The sequence below is a fragment of the Variovorax sp. PDC80 genome, assembly GCF_900115375.1.
Taxonomy (GTDB): domain Bacteria; phylum Pseudomonadota; class Gammaproteobacteria; order Burkholderiales; family Burkholderiaceae_C; genus Variovorax.
In genome coordinates this window covers 252,403-275,286 of sequence record NZ_FOWG01000005.1, presented here as the reverse complement: position 1 = coordinate 275,286, position 22,884 = coordinate 252,403, and the positions used below count along the sequence as shown (strand labels likewise).

Here is a 22,884-nt window from a genome sequence, read left to right as displayed (position 1 = left end):
GAGAGCGTCTTCAGTTGCGCGCCGCGGCCGCCGCGTTCGCGGCCTCGATGGTGCGCCGGCGCAGCGGCGCCAGCACCAGCTTGGCCGCGATGCCCGAGCCGATCGACACCACCGCGACCAGCAGGAACACGCGGTCCCAGTTGCCGCCCGCGGCCAGCACGGTGCCCAGCGGCACGAACAGCGAGGCGGTGCCCTTAGCGGTGTACATGGTGCCGGCGTTGCCAGCGGCGTTCTTGATGCCGAAGGTGTCGGCCACCAGCGCCGGGAAGATCGAGTAGATCTCGCCCCAGAACAGGAACACCAGCGCCGCGAAGGTCATGAAGGCCACCGGCTCGTGGCCGTACTGGCGCAGGCCCAGCAGGGCCAGGCCCTCGCCGATGAAGACGATCAGCATGGTGTTCTCGCGGCCGATCTTGTCCGACACGAAGCCGCACAGCGGCCGCGTGAAGCCGTTGGCCAGGTTGTCGATGGCCAGCGTCATGGTCAGCAGCGGCATCGACAGGCCGAGGAAGTGCATCGGCAGCTTGTCGATGTGGTAGTCCTTGGCGATCGGGCCGATCTCGGCCGTGGCCATCAGGCCGCCCGCAGCCACCAGCACGAACAGCAGGTAGGTGAGCCAGAAGACGGGCGTCTTCACCATGCCGGCCGGCGTGTAGTCGACCTTGGTCATCACCAGGCGGGTCTGCGCCACCACGCCCTTGGGCACGAAGGGCTTCACCATGAACATCGCCATCACGAAGATGCAGGCGCCCTGCAGGATGCCGAAGTACAGGAAGGTGTGTTCGTAGCCCGAGGTCTGAATCATGTTGGCGATCGGGATCACGGTGAGCGCCGCGCCGGCACCGAAGCCGGCGGCCGTGAGCCCCGCGGCCAGGCCGCGGCGGTCGGGGAACCACTTGAGCGCGTTGCCCACGCAGGTGCCGTAGACGCAGCCGGCGCCGATGCCCGACACCACGGCCGCGACGTAGAGCATCGGCAGGCTGTCGGCGTAGGCGTTGATGATCCAGCCGCAGGCCGCGAGGATCGCGCCGCCGGCGATCACCGGCCGCGGGCCGAAGCGGTCGACGAGCCAGCCTTCGATCGGCACCAGCCAGGTCTCGACCACGACGAAGACCGAGAACGCGATCTGGATCGCGGCCAGCCCCCAGTGGTGCTTGGCCTCCATCGGCGCGACGAACAGGGTCCAGCCGTACTGGACGTTGGCGATCATCGCCATGCAGACGATGCCCAGCGAGAGCTGGATCCAGCGCGTCGCGGGATTGCGGGTGTTGGGGGTGGATGCCGAGGCGGAGCGCGGCGCGCTGCTGCTCTCGACGGCGATGGGCGAGGGAGTGGTCATGACGAACCTGTCCTTTGTCTCTGGGCGAGTCTGTAGTTATGGAAGGTGCTCGGAGCCTTCGCGTGGAGGGCTTCCGAAACGGTTTCCACTGTCGGAGCGTTCGCCTCAAAAACTCTTGACGTGCGTCAATTTCATGCCGATGGCGGCATGCTCGTTCTCCCTTATTCGCTGTCGTGAATGGATGGCCGCGCGGGCCCGCATGCACCGCGCCTCAGCGCAGGAACACGTGCTGCATGAACTGCTGGATCGGGTACTGCACCACCGTCTGCACGCGCGCGGGCAGCTCGAGCGGACGCATCAGCATCTTGAGCGTGGCGCCCGGGCTCAGGTGGGTGCGGATGGTGCGGTTCATGGTGGCGCCGAGGCCGCGCACGTAGGCGGCATCGTCGGCGCGCTCGGGCGAGCGCGCGCGCACCACGTGGCGGATCGCGCAGTCGGCGTCCTCGCTCTTGAGCTCCAGCGTGCGCCGACCGATGGTGCCGAGCACGCGGAAGCGGCCCAGCCGCTCCTGCTCGCGGTAGCGGCGGAAGAAGCGGTAGAAGTGCTTGTAGTGGTTGACCTCGTCGGTCGCGATGCGCGTCGCGAGGTCGTGCAGCACGGGCTCGTCGGTGCTGCGCGCCATGGCCTTGTAGTAGGTGGCGGTGCCGGTCTCGACCACGCAGCGCGCGCTCATCTCGAGGCCGCGCGTGGGCGCCAGCAGCTCGACCTTGCAGTAGGTGGCGTACTCCTCGAGGAAGCCGCGGTAGGCCTGTTCCCAGGGAAACTCGGGCCAGACGTACTCGACGTAGGCGCGCAGCGCCTTGCCGTGCTGCAGTTCTTCCTGTTCCCACTGGGTGCTGAGCCAGGCGGTGACTTCCTCATCGCCACGAAAGAAATCGACCAGGTTGTGGGTGTAGAGGTCCGACCCGCTTTCGATGAAGGAGGCGGCGGCCACCAGGTAGAAGAGGTTCTCGTCGGAGCGCACTCTGTCGAGCGCGATGCGCGAGAAGTCGAGGTCTTCGATCGTCCAGTGCGCTTCCACCTCGTGGCTTGCCATGCGTGTTCCTTGATTCATGTCCAGATGAATAGGAGGAGCCCGGCCGGTTTTGGTTCTCGTCGGTCGCCGGATTCGCGTCAGGGCGCATATTAGCCCCGTGTCCGGGAGCGTGCAGGGCGGGCCGTCCGGGGGCGTGGGGGCCGGCCGCGGGGGATTGCATCCGGCCGGGCCGCCCGGCGGGCGCCAAACCTATAATCGATTGTTCAAGCAAATCAAGCAGTTAGGCCGGTTCGCCGCAGTGGGTTCGACATGAGGGTCGCCATCGCCGCGCCGCCCTCGACAGAAGACGAATCCAAAGATGAGCCAGCCCACATTCACTGTCGCGGACATCCGCAAGACCTTTCTCGATTTCTTCGCCTCCAAGGGCCACACGGTGGTGGCCTCGAGCCCGCTGGTGCCGGGCAACGACCCGACGCTGATGTTCACCAACTCGGGCATGGTGCAGTTCAAGGACGTGTTCCTCGGCGAAGACAAGCGCCCCTACGTGCGCGCCGCCTCGGTCCAGGCCTGCCTGCGCGCCGGCGGCAAGCACAACGACCTCGAGAACGTGGGCTACACCGCGCGCCACCACACCTTCTTCGAGATGCTGGGCAACTGGAGCTTCGGCGACTACTTCAAGCGCGAATCGCTGCACTGGGGCTGGGAGCTGCTCACGCAGGTCTTCAAGCTGCCGCCCGAGCGCCTGCTGGCCACCGTCTACCACGAGGACGACGAGGCCTTCGACATCTGGACCAAGGAGATCGGCCTCCCGCCCGAGCGCGTGATCCGCATCGGCGACAACAAGGGCGGCAAGTACAAGTCCGACAACTTCTGGATGATGGCCGACACCGGCCCCTGCGGCCCGTGCTCCGAGATCTTCTACGACCACGGCCCGCACATCCCCGGCGGCCCCCCGGGCAGCCCCGAGGAAGACGGCGACCGCTTCATCGAGATCTGGAACCACGTGTTCATGCAGTTCGACATGCAGCCCGACGGCAGCGTCGTCAAGCTGCCCGCGCCCTGCGTCGACACCGGCATGGGCCTGGAACGCCTGGCGGCGATCCTGCAGCACGTGCACAGCAACTACGAGATCGACATCTTCGACGCGCTGATCAAGGCGGCCGCGCGCGAGACCGGCGAGAAGGACCTCGCGAACAACTCGCTCAAGGTGATCGCCGACCACATCCGCGCCACCGCCTTCCTGGTGGCCGACGGCGTGATCCCGTCGAACGAAGGCCGCGGCTACGTGCAGCGGCGCATCATCCGCCGCGCGATCCGCCATGGCTACAAGCTGGGGCAGAAGAAGCCCTTCTTCCACAAGCTGGTGCCCGACCTCGTGAAGTTGATGGGCGAGGCGTACCCCAAGCTGGTGGTTGACGAAGCCAAGATCGCAGAGACATTGAAGGCCGAGGAGGAGGGATTCTTCCGAACCATTGCCAACGGCATGGCGATCTTGGAGGGCGAACTGCACCAAGGTGTGACGACGCTTTCAGGCGAGTTGGCTTTCACCTTGCATGACACCTTCGGCTTCCCGTTGGATTTGACTCAGGACGTCTGTCGCGAGCGCAACGTGTCCGTGGATGAAGCGGGCTTCTGGGAAGAGATGGAGAAGCAGAGGAAGAAGTCGCGTGAAGGCGGGGACTGGGTACAAGAGCGCAAGGTTGAGTACACCGGTGCTGGCAATGTCTTTACTGGCTACGAACATCTGGAAGAAAGCGCGAAGGTCCTTGCCTTGTACTTCGAAGGCTCCTCCGTCCAGGAACTCAAGGAAGGCCAACCGGGCATCGTGGTGCTCGACACCACTCCGTTCTACGCCGAGAGCGGCGGTCAGATTGGTGACCAGGGCTTCATCTCGGCCGAAGGCGTGCAATTTGGTGTCAAAGACACGCTCAAGATCAAGGCCGACGTCTACGGCCACCACGGCACGCAGACCCAGGGCACGCTCAAGGTCGGCGACAGCGTCAAGGCCGCGGTCGATGGCGCGCGCCGTGCCGCCACCATGCGCAACCACTCGGTCACCCACCTGATGCACAAGGCGCTGCGCGAGGTGCTCGGCGGCCATGTGCAGCAGAAGGGCTCGCTGGTCGATGCCGACAAGACGCGCTTCGACTTCGCGCACAACGCACCGGTCACGCGCGAGCAGATCCTCGAGATCGAGCAGCGCGTGAATGCCGAGATCCTCGCCAACGCCGCCACGCAGGCGCGCGTGATGGACATGGAATCGGCCCAGAAGACCGGCGCGACGATGCTGTTCGGCGAGAAGTACGGCGAGACCGTGCGCGTGCTCGACATCGGCTCGAGCCGCGAACTCTGCGGCGGCACGCACGTGACGCGCACCGGCGACATCGGCCTGTTCAAGATCGTGAGCGAAGGCGGCGTGGCCGCCGGCGTGCGCCGCGTGGAAGCCATCACCGGCGCCAATGCGCTGGCCTACCTGCAGGACCTCGAATCCACCGTGCACAGCGCGGCCGCCACGCTCAAGGCGCCGGCCGCCGAGCTGCAGGGCCGCCTCGGCCAGGTGCTCGAGCAGATCCGCGCGCTCGAGCGCGAGGTCGGCTCGCTCAAGGGCAAGCTCGCTTCCTCCAAGGGCGACGAGCTGCTGGCGCAGGCCATCGAGGTCAAGGGCGTGAAGGTGCTGGCCGCCAAGCTCGACGGCGCCGATGCCAAGACGCTGCGCGACACCATGGACAAACTCAAGGACAAGCTCAAGAGCGCCGCCATCGTGCTGGCCGCGGTCGACGGTGCCAAGGTGCAGATCGCGGCCGGCGTCACGGCCGACGCGATGGGCAAGGTCAAGGCCGGCGAGCTGGTCAACTTCGTGGCCCAGCAGGTGGGCGGCAAGGGCGGCGGCAAGCCCGACCTGGCGATGGCCGGCGGCACCGATGCCGCGGCGCTGCCCGCGGCGCTGCAGTCGGTGCAGGCCTGGGTGAGCGAACGCCTCTGATCCCGGCGCCCTCGCGATGAACGACACGGTGCCCGGCGAAGTCCTCGTGATGGGCGCGGGCACCATCGGCTGCTTCGTCGGCGGCAGCCTCGCGGCGGCCGGCGTGCCGGTCACCTTCGTCGGTCGCCCGCGCGTCCTGCAGGCGCTGGCCGCGCAGGGCCTGGCGCTGACCGATCTCGAGGGCCGCAGCCACCGATTGCCGGCCGCCGGCCTGCACCTGATCGACCGCGTCCCCAGCGGCATCAAGCCCGCGCTGGTGCTGCTCAGCGTCAAGAGCGGCGCCACCGCCGAGGCGGCGGCCGAGCTGGCCTTCGCGCTGCCCGCGGGCACGCTGGTGGTCTCGCTGCAGAACGGCGTGTCGAATGCGGCGGTCGCGTCCGAGGCCGGTCCCACGCTCAACGTGGTGCCGGCGATGGTGCCCTACAACGTCGCCGAGCTCGGCCCCGGTGCTTTCCACCGCGGCACGCCGGGCCGGCTCGCGGCGCGCGACGACGCGGCGCTGCGGCCCTGGCTGCCCGTGTTCGAGCGCGCCGGCGTGCCACTCGACCTGCATGCCGACCTGCAGCCGATCCAGTGGGGCAAGCTGCTGATCAACCTCAACAACCCGGTCAATGCGCTGTCGGGCCTGCCGCTGCGCGAGCAGCTGATGCAGCGCGGCTACCGGCGCTGCTTCGCGGCGCTGATGGACGAGGGCCTGCGCGTGCTGCGCCAGGCCGGCATCGCGCCGGCCCAGGTCACGGCCGTGCCGCCGCGCCGGCTGCCGGGGCTGCTGCGGCTGCCCGACTGGCTGTTCCGCATCGTCGCCGCGCGCATGCTGCGCATCGATGCCAAGGCGCGCTCGAGCATGGCCGACGACCTCGCGCTCGGCCGGCGCACCGAGATCGATGCGCTCAGCGGCGAGATCGTGCGGCTGGCCGAGGCCTGCGGCCTGGAGGCACCGCGCAACGCGCGCATGCTCGAGCTGCTCGAGGCCTGGCCGCGCTCGCCGCGGCGCTGGTCGGCCTCCGAACTGCAGGACGCTTTGAAGCTGTAGCCGCGCCGCTGTACCCTCGCGGCATGCCGGCTTCGGCAGCGGGAGGTCTTCGATGCGGGTTCTGGTCCTGGGCAGCGGTGTCATCGGCACCTCGGTGGCGTATTACCTGGCGCGCGACGGCCACGAGGTGACGGTGCTCGAGCGCCAGCCGGCGCCGGCGCTCGAAACCAGCTTCGCCAACGCGGGCGAGGTCTCGCCCGGCTATTCGGCGCCCTGGGCCGGGCCCGGCGTGCCGCTCAAGGCCGTCAAGTGGATGCTGATGCAGCACAGCCCGCTGGTCATCAAGCCGATGCTCGATCCGGCCATGTGGCGCTGGGGGCTCGCGATGCTGCGCAACTGCACGCAGGCGCGCTACGAGGTCAACAAGGCGCGCATGGTGCGGCTGGCCGAATACAGCCGCGACTGCCTGAAGGCACTGCGCGCCGACACCGGCATCGCCTACGACGAGCGCATGCAGGGCACGCTGCAGCTGTTTCGCAGCCAGCAGCAGCTCGACGGCAGCGCCAAGGACGTCGAGGTGCTGAAGGCCTCGGGCGTGCCCTACCAGCTGCTCGACCGCGACGGTTGCGTGGCGTACGAGCCCGCGCTGGCCGCGGTGCGCGAGAAGTTCGTCGGCGGCCTGCGGCTGCCGGGCGACGAGACCGGCGACTGCTTCAAGTTCACGCAGGCGCTCGCGGTGCTGGCCGAGGGCCATGGCGCCAGCTTCCGCTTCGGGGTGAACATCGAGGCCATCGAGCACGACGGCGGCGGCGTGACCGCCGTGCGCACCGATGCCGGTCGCTTCGTGGCCGACCGCTACGTGCTCGCGCTCGGCAGCTACTCGCCCGCGCTCGCCAGGCCGCTGGGCATCGACCTGCCGGTGTACCCGGTCAAGGGCTTCTCGATCACGGTGCCGATCGCCGACCCGGCGGGCGCGCCCGAATCCACCGTGATGGACGAGACCTTCAAGGTCGCCGTGACCCGGCTCGGCGAGCGCATCCGCGTCGGCGGCACGGCCCAGCTCTCGGGTTTCGACCTGCGCCTCGATGCCGGCCGGCGCGACACGCTCGAGCACGTGGTGACCGATCTGTTCCCGCGCGGCGGCGACGTGGGCACGGCCAGCTTCTGGACCGGCCTGCGCCCGATGACGCCCGACGGCACGCCCGTGATCGGCGCCTGCCGGCTGCCGAACCTGCTGCTGAGCACGGGCCACGGCACGCTGGGCTGGACCATGGCGGCCGGCACCGGCCGCGTGATGGCCGACCTGGTCGGAGGGCGCGCGCCGGCGATCGACATAGAAGGGCTGACGGTCGCGCGCTACGGCGGCTGAGCGCGAGCGGCCGCCGCACGTGCGAGCGGCGCGGCGGTGTAACGGACCTGTCGCATTCGGATGTAACCATTGCGGTTTACATCTTGGAACCGCGTCTTGCCCGACGAATCTGTCCCGTGCCTGCGCACGCCCTTCGGTTGAGTTTTCGCGAGGTGGCGTTCTGCTTGTCGTGGGGGCTCGGCGGCCCGGCGTGGGCGACCGTGGACGCGGCGGCTCCGCCGCCCCAGGTCCGTGAGGCCGACCGGGCGCCCGCTCCCGGCGCATCCGACAGCGCGGCGCCGCGCTTCGACTTCGACATCCCCGCCCAAGCCCTGCATGCCGCGCTGAGCCGCTATGCGGACATCTCGGGCCAGCCGGCGCTGTTTCCCAGCGACATCGCGGATGCCCGCACCTCCACGGCCGTGCGCGGCCGCCTGACGGCGGAAGCCGCGCTGCGACGCCTGCTGCAGGACACCGGCCTGGTCGCCGACAAGCGCAGCTCCGCGCTGGGGCAGACCTTCGTGCTGAAGGAGGCGGGCGCGCCGCGCGGCGGCAGGGCCGCGCTGTTCGGCGACGAGGGCTACGCCGGACTGCTGCAGTCGCGCGTCTGGCAGGCGCTGTGCGCCAATGCGCGGACCCGGCCGGGTGCCTACGACACCCTGCTGCGCTTCGAGCTGGACGCGAACGGCCGCGTGGGCAGCACGCAGCTGATCGGCGGCAGCGGCGATGCGCAGCGCGACGCCGCGCTGCTGCGCACGGTGGACGGCGTTCGCCTCGACCGGCCGCCGCCCGCGGCCATCGTCCGCCAGCCGCTCACGCTGGCGGTCCGGCGCGACGAGGCGGGCACCGGGCCGCAGTGCGGCCCGCGGCGGGGAGGCGGCTAGCGATGGCCGACGACACGCAGCTCGTCCTGCTGAACTACCTGGGCAAGCACTACACCTCGCTCAAGCAGCGCCTGACCCGCAAGCTCGGCAACGCGGACGACGCCGGCGACGCGCTGCACGACACCTGGCTGCGGCTGAAGGGGAGCGAGGACCACGGCGCGGTCCAGAACCCCGGCGCCTATCTGTCGCGCATGGCGGTCAACATCGCGGTGGACGTGCAGCGCCGCAACAGCCGCCTGCTGTCGGGCGACGACATCGACGAACTGCTCGAGGAGGTCGAGGATCCGGCGCCCGGTCCGGCACGCAGCGCCGAAATCCGCTCGGAGCTCGAGGCGGTGCTCACCCTGCTCGAGCGCATGCCGGAGCGCCGCCGCGCCGTCGCGCTGCTGGTGCATGCCGAGGGCCTGACGCAGAGCGAAGCCGCCCGGCGGCTGGGCGTTTCGCTGCGCACGGTGGAGTACGAGCTCCAGCGTGTCCACGAGCGACTCGATGCCTATCTGGCCGCGGAGAAAAAATGATGCGGGTTCTCGCGCCGCCATTCGTCACCCAGCATGACACCCCGAAAACCACGTGCGCGGCACGGGCCGCGCACCCGCTGCGCGGCCGCGTGGCCGGGCGGGCGGGCCTGACACGATGAAGCCCTCTGCCCACAGGGACGGCGAAACCGCCCAGCCCGACGACCTGGAAGCCCAGGCATGGCGCTGGCTGCGCCTGCTCACCTCGGGCGAGGCGCGCGAGCTCGACGCGCAGCGCTTCCGCCGCTGGATCGGCGCCAGCCCCTCGCATCGCGCCGCGTACCACGACGTCAAGCGCCGCTGGGATGCGATCGAAGAGCCCGCGCGCGAGCTGCTGCGGCGCCGGCCCGAGGCCGCGACGCTGCGCGAGCCGCGGCCGGCCGTGCCGTTGCGGCAGCGCCGGGCCTTCATCGGCGCGGCCGTGAGTGCCGCGGCGGCGGCCGGCGTGGTCGTGGCGGTGGCGCCCCCGGGGCTGTGGCAAGGGCCCGACGCCTGGCAGGCCGACGACCACACGGCTGCGGGCGAGCAGCGCACGGTCGCGGTGCCGGGCGATGTGGACGTCACGCTGAACACCCGCACCAGCGTGCGCCGCGAGGTGGTCGCGGGCCGGATGGTCGGGCTGGACCTGCTCGCCGGCGAAGCCGCGATCGACCTGCGCGGCACGCGCGGCGCGTTCGTGGTGGTGGCCGGCGCCGGCCGCAGCGTGGCCGAGTCGGGATCGTTCCAGGTGCGCCGCTGGGACGGCAAGGTCTGCGTCACCTGCCTCGAAGGCCGCGTGCGCGTCGAGCATCCGGCGGGTGTGCGCCAGCTCGAGGCGCGGCAGCAGACCGTCTACCACGCCACTTCCGTCAGCGGCATCGCGGGCGTCGACCCGGACACCGCCTCGGCCTGGCGCCAGGGCATGCTGGTGTTCCAGCAGACCCGGCTGGCCGACGCGCTGGAGGAGATCGACCGCTACCGGCCCGGCCGCGTGCTGCTGCTCAACGACGCCGCGCGCGACAAGCCCGTGAGCGGACGCTTTGCCATCGCCTCGCTGGACCTCGCGCTCTGGCAGCTGCAGGAAGCCTTCGATCTTCGCGCGCGCTCGCTGCCCGGCGGCCTGCTGGTCCTGAGCTGAGCGCGTGCGCCGGCGCATCGCGAACAGCGCGCAAAAAAAGTTTGCGGCATTCGACGGCTGCCACTCGTCACTCCTACGTAGGGGGGCTGTTGTGTCGCTGGCGCGAGTCGTTGGCGGTGCCTGCGGTCCTTCGCGCATGGGGCTGAGCGGCACAGGCGGTTCGGCCCGATGACATCGAACCAACGATCGGGCGAGAACTTCACATGAGCACACGCGGGCAAGGCCCCAGGGACCGTCGAACCCCACGCACGGACAACAGGATCTTCAGGCTGGCGCCGACGGCCCGGGCCATCGCTTGGGCGCTGGCCGCCGGCGGCCTGATCGGCCCGGCGCAGGCGCAGCGCGCATTCAGCCCGGTCTGGTTCGCGGACAAGGGCGCGATCCACAACACGGCCGTGCAGACCGGCCGGCTGCCCAACGGCATGCCCGCGTCGATGCTCACGAGCCCGCAGGCGCAACAGCAGCAGGCCCAGGCGCAGCTGCAGCGTTCCATCGGCAACCTCAACCTGGCCGCGCGCGGCATCGCCGCCCAGCAGGCGGCGCAGGCCGCCGCGCGCGAGGCCGCGCTCCGGGACGGGGGCAGCGTGCCCGACGGCCTGGCCGAAGGCGGCCTGAAGATCGACGGCAACTCGCTGACCGCCGGCTGGCTCAACGCCAACGCGCCCGAGCAGTCGCGGCAGGCCGACGGCCGCACCCAGGTCGCGATCCAGCAGACGGCGGACAAGGCGATCCTCAACTGGGAGAGCTTCAACGTCGGGCGCAACACCACGCTCGAATTCAGGCAGCAGGCCGACTGGGCCGTGCTCAACCGCGTCAATGACCCGCAGGCGCGGCCCTCGCAGATCCAGGGGCAGATCAAGGCCGAGGGCACGGTGCTGATCGCCAACCGCAACGGCGTGGTGTTCAGCGGCAGCAGCCAGGTCGACACACGCAACCTGGTTGCCGCAGCCGCGCGCATCTCCGATGCGCAGTTCAAGGCCAACGGCATCTACGCGAACGGCAGCACGCCCGGCTTCACCGACGCCGGCGGCACGGTCGAGGTGCTGCCGGGCGCGCGCATCGCCACGCGCGCGCCCACGGTCTCGACCGATGGCGGCGGCTACGTGCTGCTGCTCGGGCGCGAGGTGCACAACGGCGGCGACATCGCCACGCCCCGGGGCCAGGCGGCGCTGGCGGCGGGCGACAGCTTCCTCATCCGCAAGGGCGCGGGCACCGGCGGCAACCAGGCTTCGACCACGCAGGGCAACGAGGTCACGCCGCAATTCAATGCGGACAGCCTCGCGGGCAAGGTCGTCAACACCGGCCTGATCGTCGCGCGCGAGGGCGACGTGACGATGGCGGGACGCGAGGTGCAGCAGAACGGCGTGGCGCTGGCGACCACCACCCTCAACACCCGCGGCACGGTCCACCTCGCCGCCGTGGGCGAGCGCGGCGCGGTCGCGCTCGGGCAGGGCGCCGTCACGGCAGTGGCGATCGAGGACGACGGCCGGGCCACCGCGCTCGACAGCCAGCGCGACGGACTGCGCGGCCCCGCGCTGCCCGTCGCCAACCAGGACATCGTGGCGGTGACCGACCGCCGCGACCAGTCGCGCATCGAGATCGCCAGCGGCGGCACGGTCGACTTCCAGGCCGACTCCCTGACGCTCGCCACGGGCGGCCAGATCGCGGTCACCGCCGCCGGGCGTGCGCTGGTGCGCGATCGCGCGCAGATCGACGTGTCGGGCGCGGTTGGCGTGAACCTGGCCATGGAGAGCAACAACCTCAAGGTCAACGTCCAGGGCAACGAGCAGCGCGACGCGCCGCTCAACCGGGACGGCAAGAGCCTCAACAACAACGACGTGTGGATCGACCGGCGCAGCCTGGTCTTCGTGCCCAAGGGCACCAACGGCTACGCCAGCGACCGCTGGTACACCGCGGGCGGCCTGCTCGAGGTGGGCGGCTACCTGGGCACCGAGGGCCATGGCATCGGCGAATGGATGGCGCAGGGCGGCACCGTCAGCTTCGGCGGCGCGGAGCTCGTGACGCAGGGCGGCTCGCGCATCAACCTCTCGGGCGGCACGCTCGACGTGCAGACCGGCTTCATCCGCCAGACCTGGCTCAAAGGCGCGGACGGCCGCCTCCACGAAGTGTCGAAGGCGCCGGGCGACCAGCGCTACGAGGGGCTCTACCGCGGCTTCGAGGACGCGCACAAGCGCTGGGGCGACAAGACCACCGGCTTCTTCTACAACCCGCTGATCGGCCCGCAGAAGCGGCTGGAGAACGGCTACACGGTCGGGCGCGACGCCGGCACGCTGGTCGTCTCCACCGCCGCGGCGGTGCTCGAGGGCGACATCGTCAGCGAAGCCTTCCAGGGCGCGCGCCAGACCCAGGCCCCGCAGGCGGGGCTCGATGGCTACGACCAGTCGCACGACGCGGCCTCCCGGCGCGGCCAACTGGTCATCGGCGGCTATGTGCCCATGTTCGACCGCAGCACGGGCAAGGTGAGCCACGTGCTCAGTGCCACGCTGGAGCGGGTCGAACTGGGCGCGACGAGCGAGCGCATCGCGGCCGGGCTGGACCTGGGCACGGCACTGCCGGCCGAACGCCGCGACAAGCTGGTGCTGGACACCGCGCAGCTCAACGGCATGGCGCTGGGCGCCGTGCGCATCGCCGCGCGCGGCCGGATCGAGGTCGATGCCGAGCTGCAGGTGGCCGCGGGCGGCAACCTCACGCTGTACGGCAACGAGGTCGCGGTGCAGGCCCACCTGACGGCGCGCGGCGGCAGCATCGTGCTGGGCAACGTGCTGTCGCAGCTGGGCGCGAGCGGCCGTGTCGACACCCTCGTGAACACCGCGACGGCGGTCGGCGACGTGACGCTGGCCGAGGGCGTGAAGCTGGACGCGAGCGGCCTGTGGCGCAACCTCGAGCTCGACCCGTCCGCGCAGGACCTCGCTTACGCCAACGGCGGCAGCGTGTCGATCCGCGGCAGCGGCGACGTGGCGCTGCGGCGCGCGAGCGTCATCGACGTGTCGTCCGGCGCCGTGATGCGCACGGGCGGCAAGGCGCTGGGCGGCAAGGGCGGCAGCGTGACCTTGGCCGCCACCACGCCCACCGCCACGCTCCAGCTCGATCCCGAGGCGCAGCTGCGCGGCCACGGGGTCGCGGGCGGCGGCACGCTGGCGCTGGAGGCCGCCAGGGTGCTGGTGTCCGACCGGCCGTCCGATGCCGGCCCGGGCACCCTGGTGCTGGGCGGCGGCTTTTTCGACAAGGGCTTCTCCGCCTACGAGATCGCCGGCAGCGAAGGCCTGAGCGTGGCCGAGGGCACGCAGGTCGACGTGACCATGCCCGTGCTGCGCTTGCGGGACGACGCGCGCCACGTGGCGACCGCCAGCGGCACGGCGCGGGCCCTCGAGCTGTGGACCCCGCCGCTCTACCAGGAGGACGCCGCGAACGGCGTGCTGCTGCAGCGCAAGGGCGCGAGCCTCGGCCTGCAGGCCGGGCGCAACCTGCTGACCGAGATCGATCCGGCGGCCAGCCCGCTGACCGTGGGGCGCGGCGCGCGCATCGAGGTCGACCCCGGGCAGGCCATCGCGCTGCGCGGCGCCGGCCAGATCACCATCGACGCCGTGCTGGTCGCGCACGGCGGCAGCATCGACGTGCGCCAACAGCAGCATGGCTTCGTCGATCCGGCCGTGTCGACCACGGAGGTCGACGGCAAGGTGCACGAGCGCTCGATCTGGATCGGCGACAACGCCGTGCTCGACGTGTCGGGCCGCGCGCACACGGCCACCGACGTGCAGGGGCGCAGCTACGGCGTCGTGGATGGCGGCGGCCGCATCACGATCGGCGGCGAGATCGACCACGACCGGGCCGTCGCCACCTCGGCCGATGCCTACGTGATCGTGCGGCCGGGCGCCCGGCTTGATGCCTCGGGCGCGCAGGCGGTGCTCGACCTGCCGGGCATGGGGCGCACCCGCGTCGCCAGCGACGGCGGGCGCATCTCGCTGAGTTCCTTCCTCGGCCTGCACATTGACGGCTCGCTGCGCGCGGCGGCCGGTGGCGCAGGCGCGGCCGGCGGCGCGCTGGACATCGCGCTCGAATCGCCGCTGTACGACGCCACCGGCACCGACCGGGCGCAGCAGGAGGCCATCGTCCCGCGCGAACTGATCGTGGCGCAGACGGCCGACTCCCTGCTGCCGGACGGCCTCGCGCCGGGCCAGGCAGACCCCGCGCTGCGCTACGGCAAGACCCGCATCTCGGTCGACCGGCTGAGTGCCGGCGGCTTCGACCAGCTCACGCTGCTGGCCAACGGCCAGCTGTCCTTCGAGGGCGACGTGAGCCTGCGCCTGGGCCGGAGCCTGTCGCTCTATGCGAGCTCGCTCACGCTGGCCGAGTCATCGAGCGACACGGCCCGCGTGCAACTGGCTGCACCCTACGTGAAGCTCTCGGGCACGGGGCTCTACCACGCCGACAACGGCGTGCTGCGCCCACGCATGCTGCATGGCATGACGCCGCTGGATTCCGAGGCCGCGTTCTCGGTGCAGGCCGGCCGCTTGCTCGAACTGGGCAACAGCATCTCCTTCGGCACCGAAGGCCGCTATGCGCAGCAGACCGAGTTCACGCCGGTGCCGGTCGTGCGGCGTGGCTTTTCGGACGTGACGCTGGCGAGCGACGGCGAGATCCGCTTCCTCGCCCCCAACGACGGCAGCGCGCTCTCGCGCCTGTGGACGCGTGGCGGCCTCACGTTCGCCGCCGCCCAGCTCTCGCCCGAGACCGGCGCCAGCGCGCAGGTCCAGGCGGGCTACCGCATGGACCCGGTGCTGCTGCGGACCTACTACGACCCCGGCAGCGTGCTGCGCATCGAGCGCCGCGGCGAAGCGCCGGCCGGCGTTCCGTACTCGGCCTTCGGCTCGCTGGAATTCGGCGCCGCCGTGATCGAGCAGGGCGGCACGATCCGCGCGCCGCTCGGCAACATCACGCTGGGTTCCGAGCTGGGGCAGGGCACCCGGCGCGTGGCGCTGCTGCCGGACAGCATCACCTCGGTCAGCGCCGCCGGGCTGGCGATGCCCTACGGCGGCACCACCGACGGCATCGGCTACCAGTACGACGGCCGGACGGTGGCGCTCAAGGGCGCTGGCAGCGGGGCCGGCATCCGCCTGGGCGCCGAACTCGTCGACGTGCAGGCCGGCGCGCTGCTCGACCTTTCGGGCGGCGGCGAACTCAGGGGCGCCGGCTTCATCGCGGGGCGCGGCGGCTCGACCGATGCGCGCTTCCATCCGCTGATGCAGATCGGTGCCGATGGCCGCTTCTCGCTGCCGTCGCTGTCGACCAACGCGGTCTATGCCATCGTCCCCGGCGTGCAGCCGGTGGCGGCCCCGAGCGGCGGTGCCGCGGGCGCGTCGCAGGCGGCGCTCGGCCGCCAGATCACCATCGGCGCCGGCGTGCCCGGGCTGCCGGCGGGCACCTACACGCTGATGCCCTCGACCTATGCGCTGCTGCCGGGCGCCTTCCGCGTTGAACTCAACGGCGCGCCCGGTGCCCACGGCGCCGCCGCGTTGCCGCTGGCGATGCGCAACGGCTCCTGGTCGAGCAGCGGCCAGCTCTCGGTGGCCGGCACGGGTCTGCGCGACAGCCTGCCGAGCCAGCTGATCCTGACGCCGGCCGACGTGCTGCGCAGTTACGCGCAGTACAACGAAACCAGCTATGCCGACTTCGTGCGCGCCGATGCCGCGCGCCTGGGCGTGCCGCGCGCCGTGCTGCCGGCCGATGCCGGCTCGCTGGCCTTCGTGCTGAGCTCCGGCAACGACGACGTCGCGCTGCGCTTCGACGGCCTGGCGCGCTTCCAGGCGGCGCAGGGCGGGCGCGGCGGCACGGCCCTGGTGCTCGGCGGCCACCTCGAGGTGCTGGGCGCGGGGCAGCGGCACACGGCGGGCTTCGACGGCGCGTCGGTGCGTTCGGACACGCTCGACGCGCTCGATGCCGGCCGGCTGGTGATCGGTGCCACGCCGACGGTGGTCTACGGCCAGCGGGGGCGCTTCGTCACGTTCAGCGCGCCGTCCGGCCTCGTGACGCTGCGCGCCGGGGCTTCGCTGAGCGCCCCCGAGGTCTTTCTCGCCGCGCGCGACGTGGCGGTGGAAGCCGGCGCCGGCATCTCGACGCTGGGGCAGGGCGATGCGATCTACGACGCGTCGACGGGCTTCGCCTACCAGCCCGGCACCACCAGCCTGCTGGCGGTCTCGAACGGGCGGCTCGACGTGCTGGCACCGCTGGCGCCCAGCGTCGGCGGCGCGGGCTCGGTGCGGCTGGGCACCTGCGCGCTGCCGTCCTGCGACCGCGCCAGCACCCTCTATTCCGAGGGCACGCTGACGGTGGCTACCAACGGCGCCTTCGAACTGGGCGACGCGACCCGCTACGGCACGCGCCACCTCGCGCTGGCGGTGGGCGCGGTGAACGCGGGCTCCTCGGACTCGCTGGCCGATGCGCAGGCGCGCGGCGTGCTCGCCAGCGGCCTCACGCTCACGCAGGACCTGCTGCAGCGGCTGCTGAACGGCGACACCGGCAGCGGCGCGCCCGCGCTCGAGTCGCTCACGCTCACGGTGCGCGACGCCATCAACTTCTACGGCAACGTCACGCTCGACACCATCGACCCGGTCACGGGCAGGTCGCGGCTCGACACGCTGGTGCTCGCCACGCCCGCCATCCATGGCGCCGGCGCGGCGGGCGACGTGGCGACCATCCGGACGCAGAACCTGGTCTGGAGCGGCGCCACCCAGGCGCCCGGCATGGTCATCGCCGGCGGCGCGGGCACGGGCAGCGGCACGCTCGACATCCAGGCCGCGCGCATCGAGCTCGGCGACGCGCCGCACACGGTGGCGAACGGGCAGGACGACGAGGCCCGCCTCGCGCTGGGCTTCTCCACCGTGAAGCTGACCGCCAGCGAGCGGCTGAGCGCGGGCCGCAAGGGCAGCCTCGCGGTCTACCGCAGCCAGGGCACCTACGAGGAGGGCAAGGGCTACGCCTACAGCGGCGGCGACCTGGAGATCTCGACGCCGCTGATCACCGGCGAGGCCGGCGCGGTCCTGCGCATCACCGCGGGCGAGGGCTTGCGCATCGGCGCGCCCGAAGGCCGGGCGCTCGACGCGGCGGCGGCCCAGGGCATCCAGGCACTGGGCGCCAACCTCGCGTTCGACGCGCGCACCATCGCGCTGGCTTCGGCCATCGTGCTGCCCAGCGGCAAGCTGACGCTGACGGCCCAGGACGACATCACGCTGGCCGATGGCGCGCTGATCGACGTGGGCGGCCGCAGGCTGGCCTTCAACGACGTCGACAAGTACAGCTGGGGCGGCGACGTCGCCCTCGAAAGCCGCGCCGGCAGCATCCGCCAGGCGGCGGGCGCCAGCATCGACCTGTCGGCGCAGCAGAACCGCGCCGGCATGCTCTCGGCCGTGGCGCTCGGCGCGGCGGCCGGCACGGTGGACCTGCAGGGCCGCATCCTCGGCGCCAGCGGCCGCCACTACGACGCCGGCGGCACCCTGGTGCCGTTCAAGGCCGGCAGCGTGGACATCCGCGCGCAGCGCCTGGGCGATGCCGGTACGCTGGACGAGCAGTTCGCGGCCCTCAACCGGCGCCTGAACGACGGCGCGGTGTTCGGCAACCGCAGCTTCCAGCTCAAGCAGGGCGACCTCGTCATCGGCGACGGCCTGAAGGCCGGCGAGGTCAACGTCTCCGTCGACAACGGCAGCCTCACGGTGCGCGGCACCATCGATGCCAGCGGCGAGCGCGTGGGCAGCATCCGGCTGGCGGGCAGGAACGGCCTGACCCTCGGCGGCAGCGCCGTGCTCGATGCGCACGGCACGGTGCTGCGCGTGGACAGCCGCGGCCGGATCATCGACGCGCCCAACCGCGCCATCGTCGAGCTCGATGGCAGCCAGGGCACGCTCACGCTGGCCGGCGGCGCGCGCATCGACCTGCGCCACGGCACCGACGCCGCTGTCGGCAGCCAGCCCGGCCAGCACGACGGGCAGCAGCGCGGCACGCTCGAACTGAATGCGGCGCGCACCGGCGAGACCAGCGGCGACATCCGCATCGACGCCAGCGGCCGCCTGGACATCGAGGGCGCGCGTTCCATCGCGCTCAACGCCGTCTGGCGCTACGACGACAGCGATCCGGCGGCCGTCATCAAGGACGGGCTGGACTCGGTGAGCGGCCGTCCGTACCGCGAGATCACGCAGGCCTACCTGGACCAGAAGCACGCGCAGAGCACGAAGTTCATCGACGCCGCGCTCGCCAACGGCGCGCTGCTGCACGGCAAGCTCGCCGGCCTCAACAACGCCACCTATGCCGACGCGCTGCACCTGCGCCCCGGCGTGGAGATCGTGACCGACAAGGACCTGGTGGTGCAGGGCGACCTCGACCTGTCGGGCTACCGCTATGCCAGCCTGAACCCGCGCACGCAGAAGACCGGCGTCTACGGCTCGGGCGAAGCGGGCAGCCTGGTGCTGCGCGCGGCGGGAAACATGGACGTCTACGGCAGCATCAACGACGGCTTCGCGCCGCCGCCGCTCACGCCCGACGAGAACGGCTGGGCGCTTGTGCCGGGCGTGCAGCCCTACAACGGCGACCTCGTGCTGCCCATCGGCGGCGTCCGCCTGGCCGAGGGCACGGCGTTCCCGTCGGGTGCGACGCTGAACTACGACCTGCCGATCCAGGCGCTGACGCTGGGCGCGGCCGTGCGCCTGCCCGCTGTCGCGACGCTGGCGCAGCCGCTCTCGCTGGCCGCCGGCACCGTGCTGGCCGCCGATGTGCGCGACGCGGCGGGCACGCTGCTGCATGCGCGCGGCACCTTGCTGAAGGACGCCGTCACGCTGCCGGCCGGCACGCAACTGGGCGCCGGCACGCCGCTGCCGAGCGGCACCGCGCTGCGCGACATGCGATGGCCCAAGGGCGTGCCGCTGCCGGTGGCCTACGAGAACGACGTCGTTCGCAACACCGTGCTGCTGCGCGGTGCGCTCGAACTGGGACGCGGCGCGCTGATTCCGTCGACCACGCGGGTGGTGCTCGAAAACGGCGTCGGCTACATCGAGCTGCGCCCCGACAGCGACGGCACGCGCGGGCGCAATTGGGCGCTGGCGCCGATGCTGCCGGCGGGCAGCGAGTCATGGGCGGTGCGGCTGGTGGCCGGCGCCGACCTGGGCGCGGCCGACACCCGCATCGCGCTGGCGAACACCGGCAGCCTGCGCCTGGCCGACACGCATTACGGTGCCACCGTCACCAAGGGCGGCGGCACGCTGGTCTGGGCGGAGAACAACAACTGGGGCATGCCCGCGGGACAGCCGGTGACCAAGGAGGAGGAGGGGCTGTGTCCGATCATCGACCCGTCCGACTGCGTCAGCAAGACCGGCATCGTGTGGGCGCCGGACAACGTCTTCGGCGAGCCCGCCGGCACCACCGTTCCCGACGAGTACCTGGTGCTGTGCGACATCATCGCCGGCTCCTGCATCGACTACGGCTCGGCCACCAACGTGATCGCCGCGCACGGCCAGGGCCTCAGCATGGTGCGCACCGGCACCGGCGACCTCGACCTCATCGCCTCGGGCGACGTGGACGTGCGCTCGCTCTACGGCATCTATACGGCCGGCACGCCGTCGGCAGGTGTCGACGGCCGCTTCAACCGGGCACGCGGCAACGCGCCGGGCGCGAGCAGCGTGCTCGGCGCGGGTGGCACCGAGTACGAATCGCTGGTGGCCGGTGACGGTCGCGTCTACCAGGCGTGGTTCCCCGAAGCCGGCGGCAACCTCACGGTGCGCGCGGGCGGCAACCTCACGAGCGACATGCTGTCCGCGTCCACCAGCGACGTGGTGCAGCAGGCCAGCGTGGGCGTGGGCAACTGGCTCTGGCGGCAGGGCGACGGCAGCGCGCAATTGCCGACGGCGTGGTGGATCAACTTCGGCAGCTACGCGGTGAACCCGGCGGGCGTGCTGGGCGCCGACCCGAAGCCGTCGTTGGTGGGCTTCACCGGCTTCGGCACGCTGGGCGGCGGCAATGTGCAGATCCTCACCGGCGGTGATGCCGGCATGCTCGAGCGCAAGGGCACGACCCGCAGCCAGGGCCTGGTGGTCGCGGTCGGCAGCACCGGCCGCGTGGCCGACGACGGCAGCCTGGTGCTCACGGGCGGTGGCGACATCGACATGCGCATCGGCGGCGGCATCAACAGCTCGCAGCTGGCGCGCGGCAACGCCAACAGCACCTTCGTTCCGAACCACGACCTGCAGGGCGCGCTGGTCAACCTGCGCGGCGCCACGCAGCTGAGCGCGGCCTCGGTCGGCGGCATGATCCTGGGCGGCCGCGACCTGAAGGACCCGCGCGCCTTCGATCCCTTCAGCGCGAACCGTGCCGAGGCGACCGGTGGCCTGGTGCTGGTGCCCGGCGACTCGGCCGTGCGCATCGACACGCTGGGCGACCTGGTGGTGGGCGCGGCGGCCGACCCGGGCCGCGTGCGGATGCTGAACAGCTCGCCCTTCAGCGTCGGCACCAGCGCCTACGGCGGCGGCGGGCTCAGCTGGTTCTCGCTGTGGACCGGGCGCACCGCCATCGACCTGTTCTCGGCCGGCGGCAGCCTGACGCCGAGCACCCAGATGAGCGAGGCGACGAGCTCGTCGCTGACCGCCAGCGTCAACGCCTCGGCCAGCGACTACCGCTTCGTCTACCCGGCCATCCTGCGCGCGACGGCCGCGGGCGGCAGCATCTTCAGCGGCGCGGCCGCGAACGCGGCGAGCGACAGCGTCAACGACTTCGCCTCGCGCACCTCGCTGCTGCTGGCCCCGTCGCGCAGCGGCCAGCTGGAACTGCTGGCCGGCGATTCGCTGTATCTGGGCAGCTATCCCATCAACCAGTCTGGCGCCGACCCGGCGGCGATGCCCGGCCCGCTGAACCCTGCCTTCGCCGGCTTCAGCGGCAATGCGCGCGTGGCCAGCAATCTCGGCACCGAGGGGCTGAGGATGACGGCGCGCACCGACCCGTTCCGCCTGTTCGCCTTCGTCCCCGAGACCTATGCGGGCACGAGCGGCGATGCGCCGCGCACGCCGGCGCGCTTCTATGCGCTGGCCGGCGACGTGGTGGGCCTGCGCAGCGGCGAGATCCTGGCGCGCGAGGATGGCAGCACCTGGTACGAAGCCGCCGCACCGAGCTGGGTCATGGCCGGACGCGACATCGTGGGCGCGGGCACCGCGCCCGGCCAGTCGACGCTGGTGAGCCTGGACAACGCGGCGACCTCGAGCGGCAACCTGGCGATCCACGGCCATGCGCAGGACGTGTCGCGCGTGGTCGCCGGCCGCGACATCCTCTACAGCAGCTTCTACGTGGCCGGCCCCGGCACGCTGGAGCTCGGCGCGGGCCGCAACATCGTGATGGAGGACCGTGCCGCCATCGCCAGCCTGGGCTCGGCGACGCCGGGCGACAAGCGGCCGGGCGCGCGCATCGCGATGACGGCCGGCACCGGCGCGCAGGGCGCGGACTATGCGGGCTTCCTCGCGCGCTATCTCGATGCGGCCAACCGCGCGCAGTCGGGCACCTCGCTGGCCGACCAGCCCGGCAAGGTCGTCAAGACCTACGAGGCCGAGCTGCTCGCATGGCTGGCCGATCCGGCCAACGGCTTCGGCTTCGCCGGCACGGCGGCCGATGCGCGGGCCTTCTTCGAGGCCCTGCCGCCCGCGCAGCAGCGCGTGTTCGCGCGCCAGGTGTATTTCGCCGAACTGAAGGCCGGCGGGCGCGAGTACAACGACGCCGACGGCGTGCGCTTCGGCAGCTACCTGCGCGGGCGCAATGCCATCGCGGCGCTGTTCCCCTCCACCGATGCCGCGGGCGGCGCGCTGAGCTACCGCGGCGACATCACCATGTACGGTTCCGCCGGCATCAACACGCTGTTCGGCGGCGACATCCAGCTGCTAACTCCGGGCGGCGCGCAGGTGTTCGGCATCGAGGGCGACGCGCCCGTGGCCAGGGGCCGGGTCACGCCGGGCGTCATCACGCAGGGCCGCGGCGACATCTCGACCTATGCGCTGGGCAGCATCCTGCTCGGGCAGAGCCGCATCATGACCACCTTCGGCGGCCACATCCTGGGCTGGTCGGCCGAGGGCGACATCAACGCGGGCCGCGGCTCGAAGACCACCGTGGTCTACACGCCGCCCAAGCGCGAGTACGACGCCTGGGGCAACGTGACGCTGTCCTCGAACGTGCCGAGCACCGGCGCCGGCATCGCCACGCTGGCGCCGATCCCCGAGGTGCCCGCGGGCGACATCGACCTGATCGCGCCGCTGGGCACCATCGATGCGGGGGAGGCGGGCATCCGCGTGTCGGGCAACGTGAATCTCGCGGCGCTGCAGGTGGTCAACGCGGCCAACATCGCGGTCAAGGGCGAGTCGGCGGGCATCCCGGTGCTGGCGGCGGTGAACGTGAGCGCGCTGACCAATGCCAGCGCGGCCACCTCGCAGGCGGCCGCCGCCGCGCAGAACGTGCTGCAGCGCGAGCGCACGGCGCAGCGCCAGGCGCTGCCCTCGGTGTTCACGGTGCGCGTGCTCGGCTTCGGCAACGAGCCCGGCGAGGATGGCAGGCCGCCCGAGCCGCGCCGCACCGGCCTGCAGTCGCGCGGCGTTCCCTACGACCCGGCCAGCCCGGTGCAGATCGTGGGCGTGGGCCAGGACTTCGATGCCGGGCAACTGGCCCGCCTGACCCGCGAGCAACGCGGCCAGTTGCGCCAGGACCGCTGAGCCGAG

General features: G+C 71.8%; 9 protein-coding genes. 7 read left to right on the top strand and 2 right to left on the bottom strand.

The genetic code is table 11. The features are described 5' to 3' along the window. Positions 1 to 10: 10 nt before the first annotated feature. Both oxlT and BM109_RS17005 read right to left on the bottom strand, forming a co-directional pair. On the bottom strand, positions 11 to 1,339 hold the full coding sequence (gene oxlT / locus BM109_RS17010; RefSeq protein ID WP_093344576.1) for an oxalate/formate MFS antiporter: 1,329 nt from the start codon (positions 1,337 to 1,339) through the stop codon (positions 11 to 13). A gap of 211 nt (positions 1,340 to 1,550) precedes the next feature. Beyond that, positions 1,551 to 2,375, bottom strand: a complete 825-nt coding sequence (locus BM109_RS17005; protein ID WP_093344573.1) for a ferritin-like domain-containing protein — start codon at positions 2,373 to 2,375, stop codon at positions 1,551 to 1,553. Positions 2,376 to 2,673: 298 nt separating this feature from the next. Here BM109_RS17005 and alaS point away from each other — a divergent pair, with 298 nt between their 5' ends. The 7 genes from alaS (at position 2,674) to BM109_RS16970 (ending at position 22,878) form a co-directional block, all read left to right on the top strand. Then, entirely contained in the window at positions 2,674 to 5,298 is a 2,625-nt protein-coding gene (gene alaS, locus BM109_RS17000; RefSeq protein WP_093344570.1) for an alanine--tRNA ligase, read from the top strand. A 16-nt stretch (positions 5,299 to 5,314) separates the two neighbouring features. Beyond that, positions 5,315 to 6,331, top strand: coding sequence for a 2-dehydropantoate 2-reductase (locus tag BM109_RS16995; protein WP_093344567.1), 1,017 nt, complete (start codon positions 5,315 to 5,317; stop codon positions 6,329 to 6,331). A gap of 52 nt (positions 6,332 to 6,383) precedes the next feature. Next, the gene (locus tag BM109_RS16990) at positions 6,384 to 7,640 is read left to right on the top strand and encodes a D-amino acid dehydrogenase (RefSeq protein WP_093344565.1); all 1,257 of its coding nucleotides are present in this window, start codon (positions 6,384 to 6,386) and stop codon (positions 7,638 to 7,640) included. A 200-nt stretch (positions 7,641 to 7,840) separates the two neighbouring features. Beyond that, positions 7,841 to 8,503, top strand: a complete 663-nt coding sequence (locus BM109_RS16985) for a hypothetical protein (protein ID WP_093344562.1) — start codon at positions 7,841 to 7,843, stop codon at positions 8,501 to 8,503. Positions 8,504 to 8,505: 2 nt separating this feature from the next. Continuing rightward, a complete protein-coding gene (locus BM109_RS16980) occupies positions 8,506 to 9,021 on the top strand; it encodes an RNA polymerase sigma factor (RefSeq protein ID WP_093344559.1) in 516 nt (171 codons plus the stop codon). 115 nt (positions 9,022 to 9,136) lie between these two features. Continuing rightward, positions 9,137 to 10,135, top strand: a complete 999-nt coding sequence (locus tag BM109_RS16975; RefSeq protein ID WP_093344556.1) for a FecR family protein — start codon at positions 9,137 to 9,139, stop codon at positions 10,133 to 10,135. 203 nt (positions 10,136 to 10,338) lie between these two features. Then, a complete protein-coding gene (locus BM109_RS16970; protein WP_093344553.1) occupies positions 10,339 to 22,878 on the top strand; it encodes a filamentous haemagglutinin family protein in 12,540 nt (4,179 codons plus the stop codon). Positions 22,879 to 22,884: the final 6 nt, after the last annotated feature.

Excerpts from the sequence above, each read along its gene's own strand:
- oxlT (WP_093344576.1), bottom strand. The coding sequence starts at position 1,339 with ATGACCACTCCCTCGCCCATCGCCGTCGAGAGCAGCAGCGCGCCGCGC.
- BM109_RS17005 (WP_093344573.1), bottom strand. The coding sequence starts at position 2,375 with ATGGCAAGCCACGAGGTGGAAGCGCACTGGACGATCGAAGACCTCGAC.
- alaS (WP_093344570.1), top strand. The coding sequence starts at position 2,674 with ATGAGCCAGCCCACATTCACTGTCGCGGACATCCGCAAGACCTTTCTC.
- BM109_RS16995 (WP_093344567.1), top strand. The coding sequence starts at position 5,315 with ATGAACGACACGGTGCCCGGCGAAGTCCTCGTGATGGGCGCGGGCACC.
- BM109_RS16990 (WP_093344565.1), top strand. The coding sequence starts at position 6,384 with ATGCGGGTTCTGGTCCTGGGCAGCGGTGTCATCGGCACCTCGGTGGCG.
- BM109_RS16980 (WP_093344559.1), top strand. The coding sequence starts at position 8,506 with ATGGCCGACGACACGCAGCTCGTCCTGCTGAACTACCTGGGCAAGCAC.
- BM109_RS16975 (WP_093344556.1), top strand. The coding sequence starts at position 9,137 with ATGAAGCCCTCTGCCCACAGGGACGGCGAAACCGCCCAGCCCGACGAC.
- BM109_RS16970 (WP_093344553.1), top strand. The coding sequence starts at position 10,339 with ATGAGCACACGCGGGCAAGGCCCCAGGGACCGTCGAACCCCACGCACG.